Annotated in this window: 15 protein-coding genes; 4 read left to right on the top strand and 11 right to left on the bottom strand. The window is 46.2% G+C overall.

Annotated features, from left to right (window positions below; all coding sequences use genetic code 11):
* Positions 1-18: 18 nt before the first annotated feature.
* Positions 19-1,509: a DEAD/DEAH box helicase gene (locus CHL1_RS05945; protein WP_250935253.1), complete on the bottom strand. Its 1,491-nt coding sequence runs from the start codon at positions 1,507-1,509 to the stop codon at positions 19-21.
* Between the two features lie 304 nt (positions 1,510-1,813).
* Here CHL1_RS05945 and CHL1_RS05940 point away from each other — a divergent pair, with 304 nt between their 5' ends.
* Complete coding sequence (locus tag CHL1_RS05940; protein ID WP_187389181.1) at positions 1,814-3,016, top strand: IS110 family RNA-guided transposase; 1,203 nt, start codon at positions 1,814-1,816, stop codon at positions 3,014-3,016.
* A 263-nt stretch (positions 3,017-3,279) separates the two neighbouring features.
* Here the strand turns inward: CHL1_RS05940 and CHL1_RS05935 are convergent, their stop codons facing one another.
* Positions 3,280-4,845, bottom strand: a complete 1,566-nt coding sequence (locus tag CHL1_RS05935; RefSeq protein WP_250935251.1) for a PucR family transcriptional regulator — start codon at positions 4,843-4,845, stop codon at positions 3,280-3,282.
* A gap of 183 nt (positions 4,846-5,028) precedes the next feature.
* Here CHL1_RS05935 and CHL1_RS05930 point away from each other — a divergent pair, with 183 nt between their 5' ends.
* Positions 5,029-7,047, top strand: coding sequence for an oxidoreductase (locus CHL1_RS05930; protein ID WP_070371240.1), 2,019 nt, complete (start codon positions 5,029-5,031; stop codon positions 7,045-7,047).
* 103 nt (positions 7,048-7,150) lie between these two features.
* Positions 7,151-8,374, top strand: a complete 1,224-nt coding sequence (locus CHL1_RS05925; protein ID WP_070371239.1) for an MFS transporter — start codon at positions 7,151-7,153, stop codon at positions 8,372-8,374.
* A gap of 307 nt (positions 8,375-8,681) precedes the next feature.
* Here the strand turns inward: CHL1_RS05925 and CHL1_RS05920 are convergent, their stop codons facing one another.
* The 7 genes from CHL1_RS05920 to CHL1_RS05890 form a co-directional block, all read right to left on the bottom strand.
* Positions 8,682-12,221, bottom strand: a complete 3,540-nt coding sequence (locus CHL1_RS05920; protein ID WP_250935249.1) for a molybdopterin-dependent oxidoreductase — start codon at positions 12,219-12,221, stop codon at positions 8,682-8,684.
* A gap of 14 nt (positions 12,222-12,235) precedes the next feature.
* Positions 12,236-13,987, bottom strand: a complete 1,752-nt coding sequence (locus tag CHL1_RS05915; RefSeq protein WP_276520477.1) for an NADH-quinone oxidoreductase subunit NuoF — start codon at positions 13,985-13,987, stop codon at positions 12,236-12,238.
* The gene (gene nuoE, locus CHL1_RS05910) at positions 13,984-14,544 is read right to left on the bottom strand and encodes an NADH-quinone oxidoreductase subunit NuoE (RefSeq protein ID WP_250935247.1); all 561 of its coding nucleotides are present in this window, start codon (positions 14,542-14,544) and stop codon (positions 13,984-13,986) included. The genes CHL1_RS05915 and nuoE overlap by 4 nt, the downstream gene beginning before the upstream one ends.
* Positions 14,545-14,794: 250 nt before the next feature.
* Positions 14,795-15,616, bottom strand: a complete 822-nt coding sequence (gene fdhD, locus CHL1_RS05905; protein ID WP_070369791.1) for a formate dehydrogenase accessory sulfurtransferase FdhD — start codon at positions 15,614-15,616, stop codon at positions 14,795-14,797.
* A gap of 46 nt (positions 15,617-15,662) precedes the next feature.
* A complete protein-coding gene (locus CHL1_RS05900) occupies positions 15,663-17,714 on the bottom strand; it encodes an aldehyde ferredoxin oxidoreductase N-terminal domain-containing protein (protein ID WP_070369790.1) in 2,052 nt (683 codons plus the stop codon).
* Between the two features lies 1 nt (position 17,715).
* A complete protein-coding gene (locus CHL1_RS05895; RefSeq protein ID WP_250935245.1) occupies positions 17,716-18,213 on the bottom strand; it encodes a 4Fe-4S dicluster domain-containing protein in 498 nt (165 codons plus the stop codon).
* A 61-nt stretch (positions 18,214-18,274) separates the two neighbouring features.
* The gene (locus CHL1_RS05890) at positions 18,275-19,036 is read right to left on the bottom strand and encodes an SDR family NAD(P)-dependent oxidoreductase (RefSeq protein WP_250935237.1); all 762 of its coding nucleotides are present in this window, start codon (positions 19,034-19,036) and stop codon (positions 18,275-18,277) included.
* A gap of 314 nt (positions 19,037-19,350) precedes the next feature.
* On the opposite strand from CHL1_RS05890, the gene CHL1_RS05885 reads away from it, so the two are divergent.
* Positions 19,351-20,886: a PucR family transcriptional regulator gene (locus CHL1_RS05885; protein ID WP_084633443.1), complete on the top strand. Its 1,536-nt coding sequence runs from the start codon at positions 19,351-19,353 to the stop codon at positions 20,884-20,886.
* A 169-nt stretch (positions 20,887-21,055) separates the two neighbouring features.
* Here the strand turns inward: CHL1_RS05885 and CHL1_RS05880 are convergent, their stop codons facing one another.
* On the bottom strand, positions 21,056-23,332 hold the full coding sequence (locus CHL1_RS05880; RefSeq protein ID WP_070369786.1) for a methyl-accepting chemotaxis protein: 2,277 nt from the start codon (positions 23,330-23,332) through the stop codon (positions 21,056-21,058).
* A gap of 88 nt (positions 23,333-23,420) precedes the next feature.
* Positions 23,421-23,921 carry a GNAT family N-acetyltransferase gene (locus CHL1_RS05875; protein ID WP_250935235.1) on the bottom strand — a complete coding sequence of 167 codons (501 nt, stop codon included), beginning with the start codon at positions 23,919-23,921 and terminating at the stop codon, positions 23,421-23,423.
* Between the last annotated feature and the right edge of the window lie 16 nt (positions 23,922-23,937).

Raw genomic sequence — 23,937 nt, 5'->3', positions numbered from 1 at the left:
TTAAGTACTAAATTTTTATCAATAAAATCGACGAATCGGTTTTTTCCGAGCAATGGTAACCGGCTTATCTTCAGCCAGAGTTACCTTTCTCGGCCGCCCCTTGATGTTCCGGGTTTGCAGCTCTTTTAGTACCTGGGGGCCTTTGTTATTGAGGATTTCGACAAAGGTGGAGACATCCAGGATTGTGATCACGCCGATATCCGCGGCGGTCATCCCCTCCAGATTGCACAGCGTCCCGACAATATCGACCGGCCGCATTTTGGTCTTTTTGCCGGCATTGATATGGATCTTGGTAATTTCCCGGGTTAGATCATGGGCTTTGTCCAGCTTTTCCTCCGGTTTTTCCTGCAGCTTTTCGATAAAGGCCGCTTTTAGCGAATGGACTGTAGAAAGCGTGGGACATTCTTTTTCAATTATTTCTTTGTCGGTATAATTTTCAATATCCCGGAACAAGCGGCCTTCTTTTGCCGAAACCAGGGTAATGGCTTTGCCAGTGGTGCCCCGACGACCGGTCCGGCCGATACGATGGACATAGGTTTCCTTTTCCCAGGGGACATCAAAATTAATGACCAGCGAAATTTCATGGACATCAATCCCCCGAGCTGCCACATCAGTGGCAATCAGATAGCGAAAGGCACCCTTTTTAAAACGCTGCATGACCAGGGTGCGGTCATCCTGTTCCATACCGCCGTGAATCTTTTCACAGGCCTTATTATCCTTACCGAGCAGATTATAAATGGCATTGACCATTTCCTGGGTGTTGCAAAAAATAATGCAGCTGTCGGGATTTTCCACCACCAGCACATCCTTTAACACATCCAGTTTATCGTCATGGCCAGTTTGATAAACAAACTGTTCTATCGCATCGGTCCGTTTGGCCTCGGCTTCAATCTCGATGATCTGGGGATCGTTCATGTATTTTTTTGACAGCCGTTGAATCTCATTTTCCAGCGTCGCCGAAAACAACATCGTGACTCGATTTTTAGGCATTTCATTGATGATTTCCTCAACCTGATCGATAAAACCCATATTCAGCATCTCATCAGCTTCGTCGACGACCAGAAAACGGATCTCATCGGTAATAAAGGTTCCCCGTTCAATATGATCCATAACCCGGCCTGGGGTTCCCACCACCACATGGGTTTTCTGTTTCAGCTCTTTTTCCTGCCGGCGGATCGGTGATTTTCCATAAAGGGCTGACACCTTCACCCGCTTGAAGCGGCCAATGTTAAAAATATCTTCGTGGACCTGCAGCGCCAGTTCCCGGGTCGGGGTCAGCACCAGAGCCTGAGGTTTGTTCTCTTCCCAGTCCAGCAGTTCACAGATCGGAATCCCAAAGGCCGCCGTTTTGCCGCTGCCAGTTTGGGCTTTGCAAAGAATATCTTTTTTCTCCAAAGCAATCGGAATCACGGCTTCCTGAACCTTGGTCGGGTTTTCAAAATTTAGTTTTTCAATGGCTTTTAGGAGCTCATCGCTTAATTGGTACTGGTTAAATTTTTTACTTATCACTTTTTTCTGCTTTCTACTACAATATATTTATGGTCATAGTACCTAACAACCAGTTAGGACATTATCCATCTTGTTGCTTAAGCTGTTAGAATGTAAGAGCAATAGGTATATCGTCTGCCTTTCTTGGACTTCGCGTCCGTAAAAAAGACTGATAACCGGCTCCTCATTCGCAGCGTTCGTTTTATGCAGGTTGAACTGCTGTCCTACAGTACGTTCGTGTCACACCACAGTAGATTGAATAGGCAATGAGTAAAACTGGTGTTTATCCATTGCAATAATTTTAAGGAGTGACAAATTTATGAACATGAACGCAGTAGGTATTGATGTTTCCAAGGGCAAAAGCATGATCGCTATTATCCGCCCGTATGGTGAGATTGTTTCTTTGCCTTTTGAGATTCGCCACACTTCCAAAGAAATCCGTTCTCTCATCAACCAGATCCAATCCATTGACGGCGAATCCCGCATCGTTATGGAGCATACGGGTCGTTATTATGAGCCACTGGCACGTGAGCTTTCTCAGGCAAATCTTTTTGTAAGTGCCATAAATCCTAAGCTTATTAAAGATTTCGGTGACAACTCTCTACGTAAAGTCAAATCTGATAAAGCAGATGCTATTAAAATAGCGCGTTATGCTCTTGACAGTTGGAATGATTTGAAACAGTATAATCTTATGGATGAAATACGTAATCAGTTAAAAACAATGAACCGTCAGTTTGGTTTTTACATGAAGCACAAAACGGCTATGAAAAATAATTTTATCGGCATACTTGATCAAACCTATCCAGGTGTCAATACTTACTTCAACAGCCCTGCTCGTGATGATGGCAGCCAGAAATGGGTTGATTTCGCTGCTGCATACTGGCATGTAGACTGTGTTCGTAAAATGTCTCTTCACGCTTTCACCGTCCATTATCAGAAATGGTGTAAGCGAAATAAGTACAACTTCAGTCAATTAAAAGCTGAAGAAATCTATGGAGCAGCAAAGGAACTTGTTCCTGTACTTCCTAAAGATCATTTGACCAAACTCATTGTGAAACAAGCTGTCGATCAATTAAACATTGCTTCCAAAACTGTAGAATCACTTCGTACTCTGATGAATGAAACCGCATCCAAACTTCCTGAATACTCAATCGTCATGGGAATGAAAGGTGTTGGATCATCTCTTGGCCCTCAGTTGATTGCTGAAATCGGCGATGTTACACGGTTTACACATAAGGGTGCTCTTACTGCCTTTGCAGGCGTTGATCCAGGTGTTAACCAGTCTGGAACCTATGAACAAAAAAGTGTCCATACTTCCAAACGAGGTTCTTCGTCTTTGCGTAAAACGCTATTTCAGGTCATGGATGCTCTTATCAAAACCAAGCCACAAGATGATGCTGTTTATCAGTTTCTCGACAAGAAACGTGCTCAGGGTAAACCTTACTATGTTTACATGACTGCAGGCGCTAATAAGTTTCTGCGTATCTACTATGGTAGAGTAAAAGAATACCTGCTGTCTCTTTCGTAACACTTACCACAGATTTCCTAATCTTCAGACCAACGATATTTGCTGGTCTTTTTGTCGTGCTTATTTCTTGAATATACTTTTTTTTACAAAGCTCTCAATTTCCTATTGACTTTTTATTTGCAGGCTTTTTTATTATAAACTTATTTTAATCCATTTAAAAAGCTGTATCCACTGGGAATTCACAGAAGATACAGCTGGTTTATTACTTGACGTTTAATTATAAACTAAAATTAAACAATGTACAAGTTTTATTATTGTGTCATTTACTCTATTTTAGCAACGCTTAACTGCTTCATCATCTCATAGGTCAGCTGCAGATGTAAAAAGGTCTGATAATGATTCAACTTCACACCCATAACTTCTTCCATTTTCGTCAACCGATATTGCAGGGAGCTGCGATGCAGATGCAATTCTTTGGCGGTCTGGGCCTGGGAACGACCGTTTTTCATATAACAGTAAAGGGTTTCCAACAGATTGGCACCTTTTTTTTGATCATACCGCTGCAGTCTAGCAAGGGCGGGATGACCAAGCGCCTCACTGTTTTCCAGATTCGCCAGCACATCCATCAAATGGACAAAGCGGTAACGGTCATATAAAAAGATCACATCCTCCCGTTCCGATTTCAGTCCCAATTCGATTGCCGTCAGTGCTTCCTGATATGATTTTCGGATCTGTTTAATATCAGAGCCGTCATCACTGATTCCAAGAACTAGTTGTGTATCCTGGAGCCATTTTTCAATTTCGGACAAACCCTGTCCGCTAAACTGGCTGCTGCTTTCGTTGGCCAGCATGACAATATTATTCTGATGAATAATGCAAATGGTGTTTTTGACCAGACTGATGATTTTTTTCCTTAAAAATGTCAGCTCATAGCGATTGCGATTGTCATGCCGGGACTTTAACACCAATATAAAAAAATTTTCCGGAAAATCAATATCGACATAATTGACGACTTTTCTCAGCTCATTTTCGGAATGGCGATTACCGGATAAAATTTCGGCAAACAGGTAGCCCAATTTGACCCCTTCATTGCTGATTAAGGTCTGATTTTTCTGTATTTCCATGATCAGGATCTCACTGAAAAATTCAATGGTTGCTTTGGTGCCGATTGAAAATGGGCGCTCAGTTTCAAACACTGTCACCAGGCCCATTTTTTTATTACGGCTGGTTAAATTCATGGTGCAAAAAGAATGCGGATAGAGTTCATTACCGGAAAAGAAAACCGGTTCATGCTGATGCTCGGTTTTTTGTACCAGGTCTTTCATATAATAAAAATCATTGACTGAGCTGGAAATATAACCGTCCTCAATGCCATTTTCAACAATATGCCGCCACTGATCCGGCTGCTCCAGGACGCAGTCGGTTCGGGCCAACACCTTAAAATCTGCATCGGCCACATAAAGCGGATTGCCGAGAATCGGAGTCATCGCGTTGATGATTTCAGCCAACCCTCTGTTGTCGGTGATCCGCCTGATCATTTCAGTATAGATCTGGTGATATTCGCTGATGATGTCGGCGATTTTTTCCAATAATACCTCAATATCACAATCTGAATGGATCAGCGCCAGATCAATGTTATGAACCTTGTTATTTTCAAACTGAAGGGACGAATCGGCCAGGCAAATCAGTTGGGATGGCAGATGACGCGAATCAATCTGTTGCATTACGGCTGCTGATCCCAGATATAAGACCTCTTTCTTATACCCCTGTTCCGAGGATTTGAGCAACCGGACGCTGGAAAACCCCAGCTGATCGCCAGCGGCACCCTCAACGTACTCAAAGTTATCGTCATTTAATTGATCCAGAATCATGGGAATTTTGATTTTCATTTTTGTTCTTCCTTTGTATTTTCTTAAATCTTTAATCTATTTTATTTTATCATGTTTTTAATTTTTTAACATTTAAGTAATTGTCGAAATTCCGGCCCGCATTTTCAGCCATTGGTGTGATGCTGCGATGACGTTCTTGTTATAAAATTTAGTTATCTATAAAAATTGAAGGAGATTGTCATTATGCCAGAATTAAAGTATAAACATTTGTTTGAGCCCATCAAACTGGGTAAAACACTTCTCAAAAACCGGATCTTTTCTGCCCCCCAGGATTATCCCGGTTTAACCAGCGACCGGTTTTTAACCGAAGAAGCCGCCTATTTTTATGAGCGAAAAGCTCTGGGCGGATTTGCTTCGGTCTGTGTCGGCGACATGATCATCGACGGTGAATATGGCCGCAGCCACCCCTTTCAAATGCGGGGCAACGATATCCTTGGAAAGGTCAACATGACCCGAGTCAGTACTGCCATTACCCGCCATGGTGCCGTGGCCGGTATTGAACTTTGCCATGCCGGCCAAAATGCCAACCTGGGTTTAATGCCGGTCAATCCCGGCTTTATTTACGGCACGATTGACGGGATTCGCGAGGATGGGGTGGAAATCCGCGCCATGCAGGATGAGCAGATTGATGCGATGATTCAAAAATACTGCGACGCGGCTTCCTTTGCCCGTCAGTGCGGCTACAACATGATCACCCTCCACGGCGGTCACGGCTGGCAGATGCATCAGTTCCTCTCCCCCCGGGACAACAAACGGACTGACAAGTGGGGCGGTTCAGTAGAAAACCGGATGCGTTTTCCACTGGCTGTTATCGAAGCCATTCGTAAGCGGGTCGGCCCGGATATGCCCATCGAATTTAGAATGAGTGCCACCGAATGTCTGCCAGATGGTTACGATCTGGATGAAGGAATTAAAATTGCTAAGCTATTAGATGGTAAAGTTGAAATGATTCATGTTTCAGTGGGTCATCATGAAATCGATTCGGCAGCTATGAAAACCCATCCCACCATGTTTTTGCCCGATGGCTGCAATACCTCCTATGCCGCTGAAATTAAAAAGCACGTCGAAACCCCGGTTGGCACGGTTGGTGCCCTGACTGATCCCGAAATGATGGAAGAGCTGATTGCCTCCGGCCAGGTGGACGTCGTCAATCTGGGCCGTCAAACCCTGGCTGATCCCGATCTGCCAATCAAGGCCCGACTGGGACGAGCCGATGAGATCAACCCCTGCCTGCGCTGTTTTTACTGCTTCTCCAACAGCACCATCGACGGCGTTTTCTACTGTGCCACTAATCCCGAAATTGGCCGGGAGCAAGCCAGTCTGACAGCCCCATTACCGGCTCATAAAAAGACGGTGTTGGTTGCCGGCGGCGGTGTCGGCGGGATGCAGGCAGCGCTGACGGCATCCAAACAGGGACACCGGGTGATTCTCTGCGAAAAAACCGATCGTCTGGGCGGGGCGCTGCTCTGTGAGGAAAAAATCCCTTTTAAATCAAATCTGGACACCTATCTTAAACGCCAGGCGTTAAAAGTATCCCGATCTGCCATTGAAGTCCATTTTAATACCGCCATCACCCCGGAACTGGCCGAATCCTTCCATCCCGACGTGATCATTGCCGCCATGGGCGCCCGGCCGCTGGTTCCCAATATCAAAGGCATCGACAGCCCCAAAGCCGTCGGCGCCGAAGAAGTGTATTATCATCCCGAACAAGTCGGCCAGCATGCCGTCATTATGGGTGGCGGACTGGTTGGTCTGGAGCTGGCAATCTTCCTGTCAAGCCTGGGCCGTGACATCACCATTGTCGAAATGGCACCCGGCACCATTGCCACTCCACCTCCGGTTGAAGGCACCTCCAACCGGATGGGCGGCTTAATGGAATTACCCGGCGGCTTCCCACTGGTTCACGGTGTGGCGCTGGGCGATGAACTGACCCGTCACCCCAATATCAAGCTTTGCGTTTCCACCAAAGCTCTGGAAATCACTGATACTGGACTGACTGTAGAAGATGCTGACGGCGTCCGCACTATCCCTGCCGATACGGTTATCTATGCTATCGGACAGAAACCGCTCCGGGAAGATGCTCTGGCTCTTTCGACATGTGCCCCAGAATTTTATCAGATTGGCGACTGCGTCACCCCGAAAAATATTTACGATGCCACCTCGGCCGCTCATCAGGTGGCCTGTGATATTGGCCGTTATTAAACCGATTAACCCCTGATTGCACATTCAATTTTTGACAATTTTATTAAGATGGCACAAACAATACTCCGGTATTGTTCGTGCCATTCATTAAGGAGATCAACACATGAAAAACAAAAACTATTCCTGGATCGTTCTGGCGATTGCCTGTCTGGCATTATTTTCACCAAGCTATACCCAATATCAGTTATCCCCCCTGGCACCGCAATTAATTGAACAATTCAATTTATCAATGAGCCAATTCAGCAGCTTATTTTCAGCCCCAATGATTCCAGCCATTTTATTCAGTCTGATTGCCGGTTTAATGGTTGATAAATTTGGCATCAAGAAAGTTATCGGCATCGCATTAGTTGTTACAGCTATTGGGACTTGTTTACGAGTCACTGCCACTGATTCAAACACGCTATTGATTTATATGATCTTAACTGGATTTGGTGCTGCTTTCTTAAATGCAAACGGCGCAAAAATCATCGGCAGCTATTTTCCTGCAGAAAAAATCAGCTCAATGATGAGTATCCTGCTGGCATCATCAACCTTGGCGATGACCCTGGGGATGGGAACAACCGCCTTTTTCCCAAGTATTACCAGTGCATTTATTTTTGCAGCAATCATTAGTGTTGTCGGAACGATTCTCTGGCTGCTAGTGGTTAAAAATCCCGAACAAACAGCATCCAGCGATTCAGCTTTTGAAACGGCGACTTTGGGAATGGCCGTTAAGGTGGTCGCAAAAAGTCGCCCGGTCTGGATTGTTGGATTTTGTCTCATGGGAATTGTCGCCTGTAATATTGCCATCAGTTCCTTTTTACCAACGGCGCTGGTTGGTCGCGGTATTGATGCCGTTGCCGCTGGCGGCTATGGTTCAATTATGCTGATTGGCAGTTTGGTTGGTTGTCTGATTTCACCCCTAATCGTCAGCAAAGTCGGTAAAATGAAACCCGTTTTATTGATCCTGGCCATGGTTTCTGCCCTCGGTGCAGCTCTGGCCTGGAGTGCCCCGGCTGGTTTTCTTTTGGGCATCAGCCTGTTTTTAACGGGTGCTGCTCTGGCTGGCCAGATTCCTTTGTTAATGACAATTCCTATTCAGCTTCCTGAAATCGGACCAGTATACGCCGGTACCGCCGGTGGTTTTACCGCAACCTTGCAATTAATGGGTGGCGTTTTAATCCCAACATTTATTATTACACCCATCGCCGGTTCTGATATGAAGCTTTTTTTTATCCTGGCTGGTGGCTGCATGGCAATCGTCGCAGTGCTCGTTTTCCTGCTGCCAGAACTTTGCTCAAAGAAATCTGAAATTATTTCAGAACCTGAGCTATCACCACAGGCATAAGTGAATAATCGCTAGTCTATAAACGTTAATTTTTAAAAACTCTATCTCGATTGAAATCAGATCATCCTGATTTTTTCGAGACAGAGTTTTTTTAAGTTTTAAAATTAGTTTAGCTTATTTAATGAAACGATCAAATGTAATACGATGTAATAATCGGCTTTAGATCATTACATCGTGCATGACCTGCCACATCAATTGTTACTATTGTTTTTATTTTTCTCTTAACAAAGATATTCCTGATTGATCACCTATGTATCAATCAGGAAATTTCTTTTAAACTTTTTTTTTAGATTTAAATTTAAATTTTTTAGGCTTTAACGAACTTGTTCAATTCATCCTGAACGGTATTCATCAGATAATCGGTACCCGGCAGTTCCGTAAACAGCCGACCATCGACATAGGGAGTTAGCGCCAAGCCTGGTTGCTCTGCTGCAAAATGCATTAACAGCTCCCCTGCTTCCACCTCCCGAAATGCCGGGTGATCTTTTTCAATGGCTTTTCTTATTTTTTTCGGGCAGGCCAAACCAAGATCTGCCGAAAGAATGTCGGCAATCGCCTGGGCCATCTCAATGTTGCTGAATTCCAAGGGATTCTCAACGGCTTTTTTAACTTTTAACAACCGTCCTTCGGTATTGACAAAGGTGCCATTGACTTCCGGGAAGGCCAGGGCCGGCAGTACCACATCGGCTTTTTCAGCGGCCTGGGTCAGGTGGGTATCCTGAACCATCAGGAGATCATATCGGCTTAAATCAGTACTGGGATCTTCGCCGAATAAGAGCAACGCTTTTGCTTCGCTTAAAACAGCGGCCGTGTTTTGCACCCCCAGATAATTGAGGCCCAGACTGTTGTTTTTAGTTGCCACCGGGAAAATCCCGCTGCGTTTGCCGTCGGCTTTACCCAGCAGCGCCAGCAGATTGCCGAGCATTGCCGCCGCTTCTTCGGTGACGTACTTGTCCCCGATAACCATCACCAGATTTTTGGCCTGGATTAGGCTTTCGCCGATTGCTCTGGCGTCCTCGCAGATATCAAAATCAAAAAGCGAGGTTTTCAGCAGCTCCAGATTTGCAAGATCTCTTTTGACTTTGCTGTTTTCCAGCACATGTTTGGTAATTTCTCCTAAAAATGGCAACTGGTCACAACCAAGGATAAACTCCCGGCCCAGCTTACCATAGCCACTTTCGCGGTGATTGATCGCCATGATTGTTGCGCCATTTTTTGATGCCTGGATCAACTTATACTTGACAATCGGATTGTCCGCTGGCAGCATCCCCAGAACCAGAATGGTATCGGCGCTGACAATCGCCTCCATGTCCCGGATCTGAAAGTCGCCCTGGAGGACAGCTGTTCCGCCGTGACTGCGGTTGGAAAAGCTGAAGGTTTCCGCCCGGAGTACTTCGGCCAGCCGGGCAAAGGTATAAATTTCCTCATTGGTATACTTGGGTGAGATGCCCATCTTCACAGCTTCAGCACCATAGCGGGCGGCGATGCTTTGGGATTTTTTGGCAATGGTCACCAGGGCATCATACCAGGTGGCTTCTTCCAGTTCGCCGGCTTTGTTTCTGATCAGCGGGGTGGTGATGCGATCGCCCCACTGGACCAGGTTGGTGCCAAAGCGGTAGCGGTACGACATCACGCCCTGGTTGAGGTCCTGATGGTTTGACCGGGGGATCGCTTTAATGATGGTATCACCCTTGGATTCGATAACGATCTGGCAGCCGGCGGAACAGTAGCCGCAGGTGGATTCGGTCTTTTTGGTATCGAGGGGAATCTGTTTTATCCCGGTGAGCCCTTCTCTTAAAGCACCGGTGGGACAGACCGAGATGCACATCCCGCAGCTGACGCAGCCGGTGTCTTTTAAGGGTTGGCGTAGGGCTGGTTCGACGATGGTTTCAAAACCGCGGTCGACCAGGCCGAGGGCCTCGGCGCCGACGATTTCGTCGCAGACCCGGACACAGAGGCCGCAGGTGATGCACTTGCTGTTGTCCCGGATCACAAAGGGATGGTCGTCCTGAATCTTGGCTTCCGGGTTCTTGCCCTTAAAGCGTTCGGGTTTAACCTCATACGCGTTGGCATAGGATACCAGCTTGCATTCAAAGTAATCCTGACAACCACATTCGAGACAGCGTTTGCCTTCTTCAACGGCCTGAAGGGGATTATAGCCTTCCACCACTTCCAGGAAGTTATCATTGCGGGCGTCTGGGGTTAAATGGGTCATTGCCGGGCGTTTGTTTTTCTTGATGCTTTCGAGATAGTCCTGATCGACCGCTTCTCTTATGACGTAATAGGGTTCGTGGTAGGCAATGCTTTCGCCGTTTAAATAGCCTTCGATAAAGGGCACGGCTTTTTTAGCATCACCAACGGCTTTAATGACAATGGAGGCACCACTGTTGATGCAGTCGCCGCCGGCAAACACGCCATCCAGATTCGTCCGAAATGTCTGTTCGTCGGCCAGCACGGTATTCCATTTGGTCAGCGCCAGACGGTTGTCATCACTGTTTTCTTCTGTTTTCGCTGTGCCGATGCCATCCGGGTTGATGCCCTGGCCAATGGCCAGAATCAGGGTATCGATATCAAGGATCTCTTCTTCGCCCTCGATGGGGACTGGACTTCTTCTGCCGCTGGCATCGGGTTCACCCAGGGCCATTTTCTGGAGCCGGATTTTGACAATCTGGCCGTCGTCACCCTTAATGACTTCGATGGGGTTGGTCAGGTTCTTGAAGATCACCCCTTCTTCTTCAGCTTCGCTGATTTCAATTTCCTCAGCCGGCATTTCGGCTTTGGTGCGGCGGTAGATGTTGTAGACTTCCTTGGCACCTAACCGGATAGCAGTCCGGCAGGCGTCCATGGCAGTGTTGCCGCCGCCGACAATGGCGATTTTTTCGCCGAGGGTAATCGGTTCGTTATTGGCCACCTGCTGCAGCAGCTCAATCCCGCCGATGACGCCCTTGGCATCGATGCCGTCACATCTCAGGCCGGAACTGGTCCAGGCACCCAGGGCCACATAGACGGCGTCATGGGTGTTGCGGATGGTCTCAAAAGGGAGATCGACGCCGATGCGGGTATTGTTTTTAAAGACGACCCCCATGTCTTCGATCAGTCCCACTTCTTCGTCAACGACCCCTTTGGGCAGGCGGTATTTGGGAATCCCGTAACGGAGCATCCCACCCATTTTGGGCATGGCGTCATAAATGGTGACGGCGTGACCGGATTGGATCAGATAATAGGCGGCGGTGAGTCCACCGGGACCGCCGCCGATGATGCCAATGGATTTACCGGTGGCGTTCTTGATTTCGGGCATGAACATGTTATGGGTCATATCAAAGTCGGCGGCGAAGCGTTTGAGCCAGGCAATGGCAATCGGTTGATCGACCTCGCCGCGACGGCAGGCATCTTCACAGGGATGGGGACAGACCCGGCCAATGGCCCCGGGCAGGGGCAGCTGTTCTTTGATCAGCTTCAAGGCTTCTTCGAATTCGCCATTGGCGATTAAACCGACATAGCCCTGGCAGTCGGTGGTGCCGGGACAGGCCCGCTTACAGGGGGCGACGCAGTCGCCGATATGTTTTGAAAGCAGCAGCTCCAGGTTGGTTTTGCGGGATTCAATGACCCGGGGGGTCCGGGTGCTCACCACCATGTTGTCGCTGATTTCAGTGGCGCAGGCTTTTAAGATCTTGGGAATCTCCTGGACTTCCACCACACAGAGGCCGCAGGAACCGTAGATCTCCAGGCGGTCGTCATAGCACAGGGTGGGAATATCAATTGCATTTTCCCGGGCGACGTCTAAAATGGTTTGTCCGGGAATGCCGGTGACTTCTTTTCCATCGATGTTCAGTTTAAATTTTTTCATTCTCCCACTCCTTTCTAGTCAATGATGACGGAATCAAATTTACAGACAGTGAAGCATTTGCCGCACTTGATACAGAGGTCCTGATTGATCTCATGGATCTGCTTCTTTTCGCCGCTAATCGCATCTACGGGACAGTTCTTTTTACAGGCACCGCAGCCGACGCATTTGTCTTTATCAATGGTGTAGGTTAACAGCGGCTTGCAGCTTCTGGCGGTACACTTTTTATTGTAAAGATGATCTTCGTATTCGTTACGGAAATATTTGATGGTGGTCAGCACCGGGTTGGGGGCGGTCTGACCGAGGCCGCACAGGGAACCGTCTTTGATCTTGTAACAGAGTTCTTCGAGCAATTCGATATCACCGTCCTGGCCTTCGCCCTGGGTAATCCGGTTGAGGATTTCCAGCATCCGGGTGGTACCGACCCGGCAGTAGGTACATTTGCCGCAGGATTCTTTACAGGTGAAGTCCAGGAAGAAACGGGCCATGTCCACCATACAGGTGGTTTCGTCCATGACGACCATCCCGCCGGAACCCATGATGGCACCGGTTTTGGTGATTTCGGCGTAGTCAATCTGGGTATCCAAAAGACTGGCGGGAATACAGCCACCGGAAGGGCCGCCCATCTGGACGGCTTTAAAGGCTTTGTCCTGCTTAATCCCGCCGCCGATGTCAAAAATGACGTCGTGCAGGGTCAGGCCCATGGGGATCTCCACCAGGCCGCCTTTTTTGACCTTGCCGGTTAAGGCAAAGACCTTGGTGCCCTTGCTTTCTTTGGTGCCCAGGGCGGCATAGGCGTCGCCGCCATTTCTAAAGATCCAGGGGACATTGGCAAAGGTTTCGACGTTGTTGATGTTGGTGGGTTTGTTCCAGTAGCCTTTCTGGGCCGGAAAGGGTGGTTTTAATCGGGGCATCCCCCGTTCCCCTTCTAATGAAGCAATCAGCGCGGTTTCTTCACCGCAGACAAAGGCCCCGGCGCCGGCTTTGATGCGCAGATCGAAGGCGAATCCGGTGCCGAAGATATCGCGTCCTAAGAAGCCTTTTTCCCGGGCCTGATCAATGGCTTTCTGGAGCCGCACGATGGCCAGGGGGTATTCGGCCCGGACGTAGACGATGCCTTCGTTGGCTCCGATGGCGCGGGCGCCGATTAACATCCCTTCGATCAGAGCATGGGGATCGCTTTCCAGGACGGAGCGGTCCATGAAGGCCCCGGGGTCGCCTTCATCGGCGTTACAGACCATATATTTGGTGGTTCCCGGGGATTTCTTGGCGGCGTCCCATTTGAACCAGGTGGGGAAACCGGCCCCGCCCCGGCCCTTTAAACCGGCAATCTTGACGGTTTCGATGATGGCTTCCGGGGTCAGCTCGGTCAGACATTTCCGGGCGGCCAGGTAGCCGTCAACGGCCAGATAGTCGTCAATCCGTTCGGGATCGATGATCCCGGAGTTGCGCAGGACAATCCGTTTCTGTTTGCCGATCATCGTCAGATCATCCTGGGAAATCTGTAAATCGGCCAGTTCTTTCTGAGCGACGACATAGTCTTCAATGATCCGTTGGGCATCAACCGTGGTGACGTTGACAAAGGTTACCTTGTTGCCGGCATCGTCAACCACGTCAACGATCGGTTCCAGGTAACAGGTGCCGATGCAGCCGGTTTGTTCGACGGACAGCTCGAGTCCTTTTTCAGCGATGATGGCTTCAAAGGAGGTCTGCACCTTATGGGCGCCGGCGGCAATGCCGCAGCTGCCTGCTCCAATGACAATTTTCATGCCGTCACCTCCTGAGGTGCTTTTTCGAAATCCGTTGTCCCGTTACCGGCCTGTTCTTTTAACTCGGCCAGAATATTCGTCACCTTGTCTTTAGTCAACTGACCATAGGTGTCGTCGTTGATCATCATCACCGGGGATAAGCTGCAGCAGCCCAGACAAGCCACGTTGTTCAGGGTGAACAGTCCGTCGGAGGTGGTTTCGCCTTCTTTGATGTCGAGGTAGTCCATCACGGCTTCTTCGACCTGTTTGGAGCCGTTGACGTGACAGGCTGTGCCCTGACAGAGCATGATCAGGTATTTCCCCACCGGTTCAAAGCGGAATTGGGTATAGAAGGTGGCCACCCCGTAAACCTTGGCAATGCTGGTGTGGGTTTCCAGGGCAATATGGCGCATCAGCTCAACCGATAAAAAACCGTAGAGCTCCTGGGCTTTCTGAAGGATCGTAATCAAACTTCCGGGGATGTCGGCGTAACGATCCAGCACCGGTGAAAGTTCCGCAAAGGGATTGGGCTGGTCACTGTGGCAGCCACAGCCAGATATTTTTGTATTTTGACTCATTATTCTTCCTTTCTTTCTTAACAGGGTCCTTAAGGTGTTCACACTATTGGTTTTCATAACATTTAGAAAGCTTTTAATTATTCAAAAACCTTGCAGCAATCTACAAGGTCTTCTGATTATCTCCATATCAATATTCCTTTATGAACTATTTGAGTAACCACTTAAACTTCCGGTTAAATCGCTTGTTACAAATCTAAATTGTTATTGATTTAATAATTCCAATGATAGTGGTGTCTTTTATTGTTCGCTATTATCCTTTTGAAGCACAAAGTATCTCTGTTTCCTGACCGGCTTCCAAACGTTGCCCATTGGCATACACGGTCATGTTTTGACCACGAACATAACCAATTAAGGTAACGCCGAGGCTTCGGGCCAGGTTTACCGCCTCATCAGTCGGTGAACTAAGCGAAACAACCATGGGCACTTCCAGCATTACTACTTTTTTAAGAATCTCTGATGCAATTCTTCCGGTTGTCATTAAGATCTTATCTTTCGGGTTGATCTCACACATCATGCAGTTACCAATTACTTTATCTAGGGTGTTATGGCGACCAATATCTTCCCCCATGGCCAGAATCACGTCATGATCACACAGCACAGTGGTGTGTACCCCGCCGGTTAAGCGATAGGCAGAGCCGCTTTTGACCATTTGCCGGATCAGATCAAAAATCCTCGCTGGCGTAATTTTTAAATCCGAACAGATGATGATTTTGGGCATCGCTGTTCCCAGACTCATTCCACCGCCACAGCCGGAGGTCAGAATCCGTTTTTCGGTGCTGATGGTGACTTCGTTTTTTAGCCGGACATCGGCCAGCCGACTGCTTTCGCAGACCCTTAAAATATCAATATCATTTACTGCTTTGATAAGTCCTTCTGAAAACAAATAGCCAATCACCAGAAAGTTCAAACTGGAAGGCGAACAAAGAATGGTTACCAGTTCATGGCCATTGACAAAAATCGTCAGCGGCATTTCTTCCGGCAAAGAAAGCTTTTGTTCCGTCCACCGCCCCTCTGCCAGCCGATAACAGCCACTGGTCTTCTTTTCTGATGACAATACCAATATCTTATCCATCACTTTTCGCCTCCTCAGTTTATCTTTTAAATTTCACAGACAATGCTTATTGTGGGCATTTACCCAGCGCTGCCAATTCATTAGCCACGTCGCCCAATCCCAGTTTTTCATAGGTTTCTCGGGTCGGCCAGCCGGTTTTTTCATCCCAACCGCGCAAACGATAATAGTTGGACACAAAAGTATTAAATCCATCTTCATCAATGCAAATACCGTCAGCATCCGGATAACGATGAAAGGGGACAATCTCATCGACTTCCATTTGTCGGGTTCGGTCGTAATTACGGATGGTAATGGCCCGGAATAAATTTTTGATCCGGTTGGCAGCTGTTTCAATCTCTTCCTGAGTCAGGCCGGCCCCGGTGGCCGCTTCAAATAACTCGGTTTCGGCCGTCATCCAGAACATATCCGGCAGCTGCCAGTCACAGGTGGTGATGGCTTCCTTCAATTCTGACTTCGTTTCATTCATGATCACTGATTGGGGGCCCGCCAGACTGCCATAGGGATCTGTTTTCATGGCATGAATATAGTCGGTGGTATCCTTGTGATGAGTGTTGGTCTGAGCATCCCGGGTGGAGGTCATCATTTCAACAGCTATGGGCAGCCAGGTATCTAACGGTACCGTTCCTTCATAACCGCGGCCATTCCAATGGGCTGAATATCCCCAGGCTACTTCAAAACTGATGGGAATATCCAATTGTTTACCGCCTAATCGTCGGGACTTTCGCTGCTGATAAATAGTGTCGCCGAATTTTTCTTTGCCCATTTCCCGTATTGCCCGGGACATGCCTTCGGCAAACAGATTACCATAATAACCTTTACGGTAGACAATCATGTCCAGCATGTATTTCATGAAGTCTTCCGATTCCACATCGATTTCCATGCCAAAGTCAATGTCATCAAAGACCCCTTCTGCATTACCCATGGACAGCCAGGTCATCAGCCAGACAATGATATCCCACTTATTGACGCCATACTGACTGCACAGCTCATTAATGGTCATCCCACGGTTGTAGTCCGGACCCCAAAAATTGTATTCATCACCCTGGTGTTCGTCAAAGAGAATCGGAATTTCAGGATCAGAAAAGTCCGGTGGCGGTGCTGCTCCGGACATCATGGCGCAGGCGGCAGTATTGTTTTTTTCGGTGACATAGGTTTGGGCCGGCATCCAGGCGCAATCGTATTTCCACTCAATGGCAAAGGGACCTACACATTTTGACACCTGATTCATCCGTTCCTGTTTCCAGGTGGTGCTCTTGATATCCATCATCAGTCGGGGACAATGCTGGTTGCATCCATGACTGCAGGTGGTATTGTATTCTCGCAGTCCCCCTTCCACTTCTGCTTCCTGGCCATGACCAAAAAACTTCGGTGATTCCTTAATCGGATTGGTATTAAAACCTGGGGTGCCCATGGTTTTTCTGAGTTCCAGCACCTTGTTCACATCTGCCGGTTTGATACTGCCGGTGCCTCTGACGCAGATGCCCTTTAACAGCTTTGAACCCATGACTGCACCGAACCCGCCTTTGCCGGCGGCGGTTTCATTGGCAGTGGCCACAATTGCCATCCGCAGCAGGTTTTCGCCAGCCGGGCCAATGACAATACTTTTGACATCTTTCCCATGAATAGACTCCAGTTTGATCTGGGTATCATAGGTATATAGCCCCCAAATGCCGGCTGCCAAGGCATCGCGGATTTCTACCGTCTGGTCGTCAATAAAGAGATAGCCCGGTTTTTCCAGGGCACCTTCAAGGACAATCCCATCATAACCGGCATATTTAAGCTCTGAGCCAAACCAGCCGCCCATTCCGGACCAGGCATACTGCTCCGGATAACATTGGGGTGCAATCCCGGCAATGACAATCCTGCCGCCAGTGGGAATACCGGTGGCGGTGGTTGCCCCGGTCATGATGATCAGCTTATTTTCCGGATCGAGGGCTTTGACTCCCGGTTTCACCTCATCCCAGAAGATTTTGTTGGCGACTCCACGCCCGCCCAGGTATTTGGGTACATAATCCCAAATTGGTTGTTCGGTGATTTCCTTTGTTGTCAGATTGACCCGCAAGATTTTTCCGGCATAGCCGCATAATTCTCTCTTCATCTTAGTTTTCCCTCCCTAAGTCAGCCTCTGACAGCGCGAGACATTGTACCTGGCAATACTCAATACAGGCCGGACCCGCTTCACGATTGCGGCACAAATCGCATTTTTTCGCTTTTTTTGACACTGTGTCATAATTGATTCTTTTGGGCTCATAGGGACAGGCTTTGTAGCATTTTTTACAGCCAATACAATCTGCTTCATTGATATAAACAATGCCGCTATCCGCTTCAATACAGATTGCTTGATCTTTTTTGGGACAGGCTTCATAACAGGGATGATCTTGACAATGCTGGCAGGTTAAAATCGTATGATCCTCCAGATTGATGGTATCCCGTTCCAGAAAAATCCGTCGCAACATCTGCCCCGCTGCACCCTCGTGCACCAGACTGCAGACAATTTCACAGGCATTACAGCCCACGCAGACTGAATATTCCTTGGCATGCTGAATGACGTGCCGGCCTAGCTCTTTTGGCCCAAGATTACTATTATTATTCGTCATTTTTCGCTTACATCCTCATCAAATTTTTTGTTGCCCTCTTTCAGTTGTTTGATACTTTATCTTAGTTGCTAATACACACGTCGCCGTCAACAACGATATTGGTTCCGGTTACAAAAGAAGACTCATCGGATCCCAGGTACACGGCTGGATAAGCGATATCATCTGGTTCACCCAAACGACCGACCATACACACTGTGTCAATCATTCCCTGTTGCGCTTCTTTGCTGTTTTTAATGAAGTCCGGTGTCATGCCGGTATTAATTGGTCCTGGTAAAATACAGTTGATCCGAATCCCTTGGCGGGCAAATTCCTTGGCGACATTTCGGGAAAGGTTGGTAACAGCCGCTTTCATAGCACCATAGAAATAAGAATTCAGTTCTGGCCAGATTGACGAAATAGATGCGACGTTAATGATGCTGCCTTTGCCGGCGGCCACCATGCCCGGGATGAAAGCCTGCATCGTCCAGACGTAAGCCCGATAATTGGTTTCCATAATTAAATCGAAATCTTCTTTGTTTTGCTCTAAAAACGGTTTGTGTACCAGAACGCCGGCTGAATTAAAAAGAATATCAACATGATCATATTTTTCATCAACCGCCGCTTTTAATTTTTCGATATCTTCAAATTTACGCAAATCGCATTGAACAAAAGAACCTTCGCCGCCTATTGCTTCAATTTTTTTAACCAGTTCGTTTCCTTTTTCCGCATTTCTGCCGACACAAACAACTTTTGCACCTTCTTTGACATACATCAACGAAACGGCTTCCCCAATACCGGATGTTGCTCCAGTTACTACTGCAATCTTGTTTTCTAATCTGCCCATTTTTTACTCCTTCATATTTTTAGTTTGGATTTAAAAATCAACATGCATTTTTTTGCAGTCTAAACAAAACCGATCTCAACACATCAATAATTTTTAAATCGCTATTACAATCGTTATCATTATAGCAACTGGCTTATCAAATTACATTCTACATTAATTTCAAAATTGCTTTTCTTTTTATACATTTTGTATTATGATATTTTAACAACATTGTTTTGTTAGCGAATTTTATTGAAATCACCATACATTTTGTATGATGAATATTAACTACCGGTCTGTTTTTTTGAATCTTTAATCTGCTGAGGTAATTATTAATGAGAGTAACCATGTCCATGCTTTACGATGGCCTTAAATCGTGCGTGCTTTGCCGCAAAGGAACCGCTTATAACAAAAATATATACGTTGATGATGTCTGTTTCTCCAAGAAAAGTAAAATTCCAACCGATATCAGCTATGTCATTGTCGACTGGAGCGACTATAACCAGGACGCTTATGTTCATATTCCTTCCGAGATGTTAATTTTGGCAACCCGAAAAGAGACGGACGACAGCGAAGTTCTGCCACCCTGTGCCTTGATTATTTATTCGGCTGCTTCCTTATCACAATTATTCGAGATTTGCCGGGATGTTATGCGCCGCTATTTTCAGTGGGGCGATGAGTTGCTGTCTCTGGTGATGAAAAATGTGGACATTCATCAGCTGATTGAATGTGCCCACCGGATTTTGACCAATCCCATGATGATCCTCGACAATTCCATGAAAGTTCTCGGTTTTACTCCGGACGACTCTGTCGACGATGAGGTTTGGAAGCTCACTGTTGAAAAAGGCTATGCCGACCTGGATAGTCAGGCTTCCCAGGTTTTAAAACGGGCCTTGACATTATTAGATAACCGGGACGCCGCCTATAACCACCCCATGCATGGCGACAGTTGGGCATCAGCTAAAAGTGTGGTCTTAAACGGCAACCGGGTTGCCATCATCAGTCTGATCCAAAAAAATCATCCCATCAGCGAAGGTGATTTTTCCTGCCTCTGCTATTTCGGTGATATGCTGGCCTTATATTTTAAAACACATGACAGCCGCAGCTATCTAACTGACAACCGGTTAGAATTAATCATTACCGATATTCTGGATGAACGGTTTAAAAATGATGCTGAACTAGTTGCCCGGATCCGTAACGTTAACTGGCTGCCCAAAAAGAATTTCTTTATTCTGACAATTCAGTCTCAGCATGTCTTTTTAAACAAAACCCAGCTGAAGAAAATTAGTGATGCCATCCTTAAACTCATTACCAGTTCCTGTGCGGTGATTTATAACGATCATATTGTCATTTTGATCAATCACGATCAATTAAGCAGTCTCAGTGCTCAGGAGTCTGAAAACTTAGCACACTTCCTGAAAAAAAATCAGCTGTGTGCCGGGGTCAGCAATGGCGAAGAAAAAATTTCTGATCTTGCCAGACTCTACCGCCAAGCCCTGATGGCGATTGATATTGGAAATTATCTAGGTCTTGACGACCAGTTATTTAATTTTAAAGAGCATCGCCTCAGCAGCATGATTTATGCCTTTGTGAAACTCGGCGATATTGAAAGTTATTTAAACCCCTGTATTAAACAATTGCAGGCATATGATCAAAAGAAAGGGGCTGCCCTGTTGCCAACGCTTGTTGCTTATCTGGATAACAACTGCAAGCAGCTCAAGGCATCTCAGGATTTGTACATTCAGCGGGGTACCCTTATTTATCGACTCAAGAAAATTGAGGAGCTGTGTAAAATTGATCTGACTGATCAACAGGTTATCTTTGATCTGCAGCTTTCATTTAAGCTGTTTCAATTTATCCTTGCGTTTTAATCCCCTAAACTTTACTTCAATCATTTGGCTTTCTTTTATTAAAAAATCAGTACATTTGACAGATAAATGTACTGATTGAAAGAACATAAATTAAGACTTCCCAGCTAGCGGTATGAACACATTTGCTGGGATTTTCCCTTAATACAACCCGAATGGTTTTATCTATTTTTCAAACAAACTTTTTTTCTTCCTCTTTTAACTGAAATCGCCTGATCATCTGATTTAATAACTCAGCCTGACTGTTTAACTCCTCACTTGCGGCAGCACTTTCTTCCGCCGTTGCCGAGTTGGTCTGGACAACTTGAGAGACCTGTTCGATTGCCAGCGTAATCTGCGCAATTTCTGACGCCTGATCATTCGAAGATATCGCAATATTGCTGACAAGATTCGAAACGGTTTCAATTTCAGTCAGCATTTCTTTTAAACGCTCTGACGTTTCATCGGCAATTTTCGAACCGGATACTACTTTTTCAATGGAGTCTTCAATTAAAACCGTTGTTTCTTTTGCAGCTTCAGCACTTCTTGCCGCAAGCGTCCTGACCTCTTCGGCCACTACGGCAAAACCTTTGCCATGCTGACCGGCCCGGGCGGCTTCAACCGCTGCATTTAATGCCAGAATATTCGTCTGGAAGGCGATATCCTCAATCACCTTGATGATTTTTGAAATGTCCGTCGATGACCGATTAATCTCATTCATAGCATCAACTGTTCTTTTCATCTGAAGATTGCCATCTTCAGCGTTATCCCGTAATCGTCTGGTAATTTCATTAACCGCATTGGCATTGTGCGCATTTTGTTTTGTTTCACCGGCTACTTCCTCGATGGAGGCGGTGAGCTCTTCAATGGTACTGGCCTGTTCCGTTGCGCCTTGTGAAAGGGCCTGACCCCCATTGGAAATCTGTCTTGCGCCCATTTTCACCTGATCGGCAGCGGTGTTGATCTCTGCCATGGTCTCGCTGAGATGGGTGGTAATGTCATTTAATGCCATTTTAATGGTAAGAAAATCGCCATGGTAATAGGAGGTAATTTCCAGATTCAGATTTCCCTGACCGATTTCACTCAATGTCTCACTGATTTCAGCAACATACCGCTTTAAAAACGCAATTGTTTTGTTCATGGCAGTTTTTATTTCAGCATGATCACCTGAATAGTCACCGCTCATCGCTGTCTGCAGATTCCCCTTTGATAGTTCAGTCAGTACAATTGAAGCTTCGGAAATGGGTGCAATCACTGCATCCAGGGTTTGATTAAAACCGGCGATGACTTTCGCATATTCGCCACTAAACATTTCGACATGCCCCCTGTAACTGAGATTTCCTTCGATAGCCATGGTTGCCATTGCCTGGGTTTCCTGAGTCAGATTACCAATATTTTCAATCATTGCAATCAAGCTTGGATTTAACGTATCGGCTGTGCTTAACTTCCCGACTTGTTTTAATTCTTTTAAATCACTGAGATCACCTGCGGCAATCCGGCTGGCTACTGCCACAATCAGGTTCAGTTGTTGGTGGACACGATTGATGGACTCCGATAGCTCTCCATAAATTCCCTGGTACTGTCCTTTAACAACTTGGGACAGATCATTGACACGCATGTTTGCCATCACAGCGTTGCCTTCTACGAGAGCCCCTAAGCCATCAATACAGGCATTAATGCCATCCTTGAGATGATTATAATCACCAGCATACTCTTTGGTGATTTTATCCGGTATTTCGCCTTTGCCAATCTTTCCAATAACTGACTCACCCATTCTGATGTGTTCAACTAGGTCTCTGATAACCTGATTAAAACCAATCATAAAATGTTGAAATTGACCATTTAATCCTTCTTCATTTCCTTCATATTCAAAATTACCTTCGTTTGTTTTAAAGGCTTTTTCTGCCATTTCAGAATACAATTGATTGATTTGAGCGACAATATCAAGCAAAGACTGACCTAAAATATCTTGCTCTGATTCTTTCTTAAACTCCACCGAAAAATCGCCTGCCGCCAAATTTTGAACTTTGGCGGCCAGGTCTTTTCGTTTTTCAATCATTAGGACAAATGATGCCATCATCTGTCCCAATTCATCTTTTGAACGTTGTGAAAATGCATTCAAATCATTTACATCCAAGTCAACATCTCCCAGCGCCATTTTTGAGAAAACTTCATTCAGTTTTTTTATTGGTCGTGTTAATATATTTCCTACGATCATTGAACCAATCAAACTTAAACACATGATTGAAAGTGTCATCACTGCAATAAGCATTCCAAATTCAAAACGTATCTGTTCAACATTCAGATCTTTCAAATTAGCCAGATAGGATGATACAAGCAGATAAGAAATGACTCCGTATAAACCAATCCCGATGAACGCGATCGCGATAATCAGAAGTGATATTTTATGTGAAAACTTTCCTCTGAATTCCCTGATTGAAGCTGCTGATTCATTTTTTCTTTTTTTCATTTTATTCAACTTCCTTCTTTTTATCCATTGCTTTTGATTTAATACAGTCAATAACGCTTGATGTCTTTAATCGCCATATCTATTAAACTCACTTGAGCAGTGTATACATACAGGCATTGTGTACCTGATCATTGAGACAAACACTCTTTCTCATGATTCCTTCCAGCCTGAATCCTGACTTTTCCAGAACTTTTCTGGCTCTTATATTTTCAAAGATTGGCACTGCAAAAATACGCACTAAATTAAATTCCGATAATCCCAATTGGCACATTTCTTTAATAGCATTTTGGGTAATTCCGCGTCCCCAATAACTTTCTCCAATCCAAAAGACTAATTCACCGGATTTACTGCCATCATCTTCCTGAATCATCAGGCTGATTGTCCCGATGATTTTGTTCTCGTACATAATGGCTTTATTGATCTGCTTAACCCGGTAAACATTCTTGTCTTTTAAAATAAACGAATGGATATCATCAAGAGCAAACGATTTTTGAGCCACTTTTCCCAGGTTTCTTACCACCGGCCCAGTGGCATGATTCATGATACTGGGCGCATCATTCAGTTTTAAATTTCGTAATTGAACGTTCATGGTTTCCTCCAAATTT

The organism is Acetobacterium wieringae (assembly GCF_023700225.1).
GTDB classification, from domain to species: Bacteria; Bacillota; Clostridia; order Eubacteriales; family Eubacteriaceae; genus Acetobacterium; species Acetobacterium wieringae.
The sequence above is the reverse complement of the archived record's forward strand: the minus strand, read 5'-3'. Positions and strand labels throughout refer to the sequence as shown.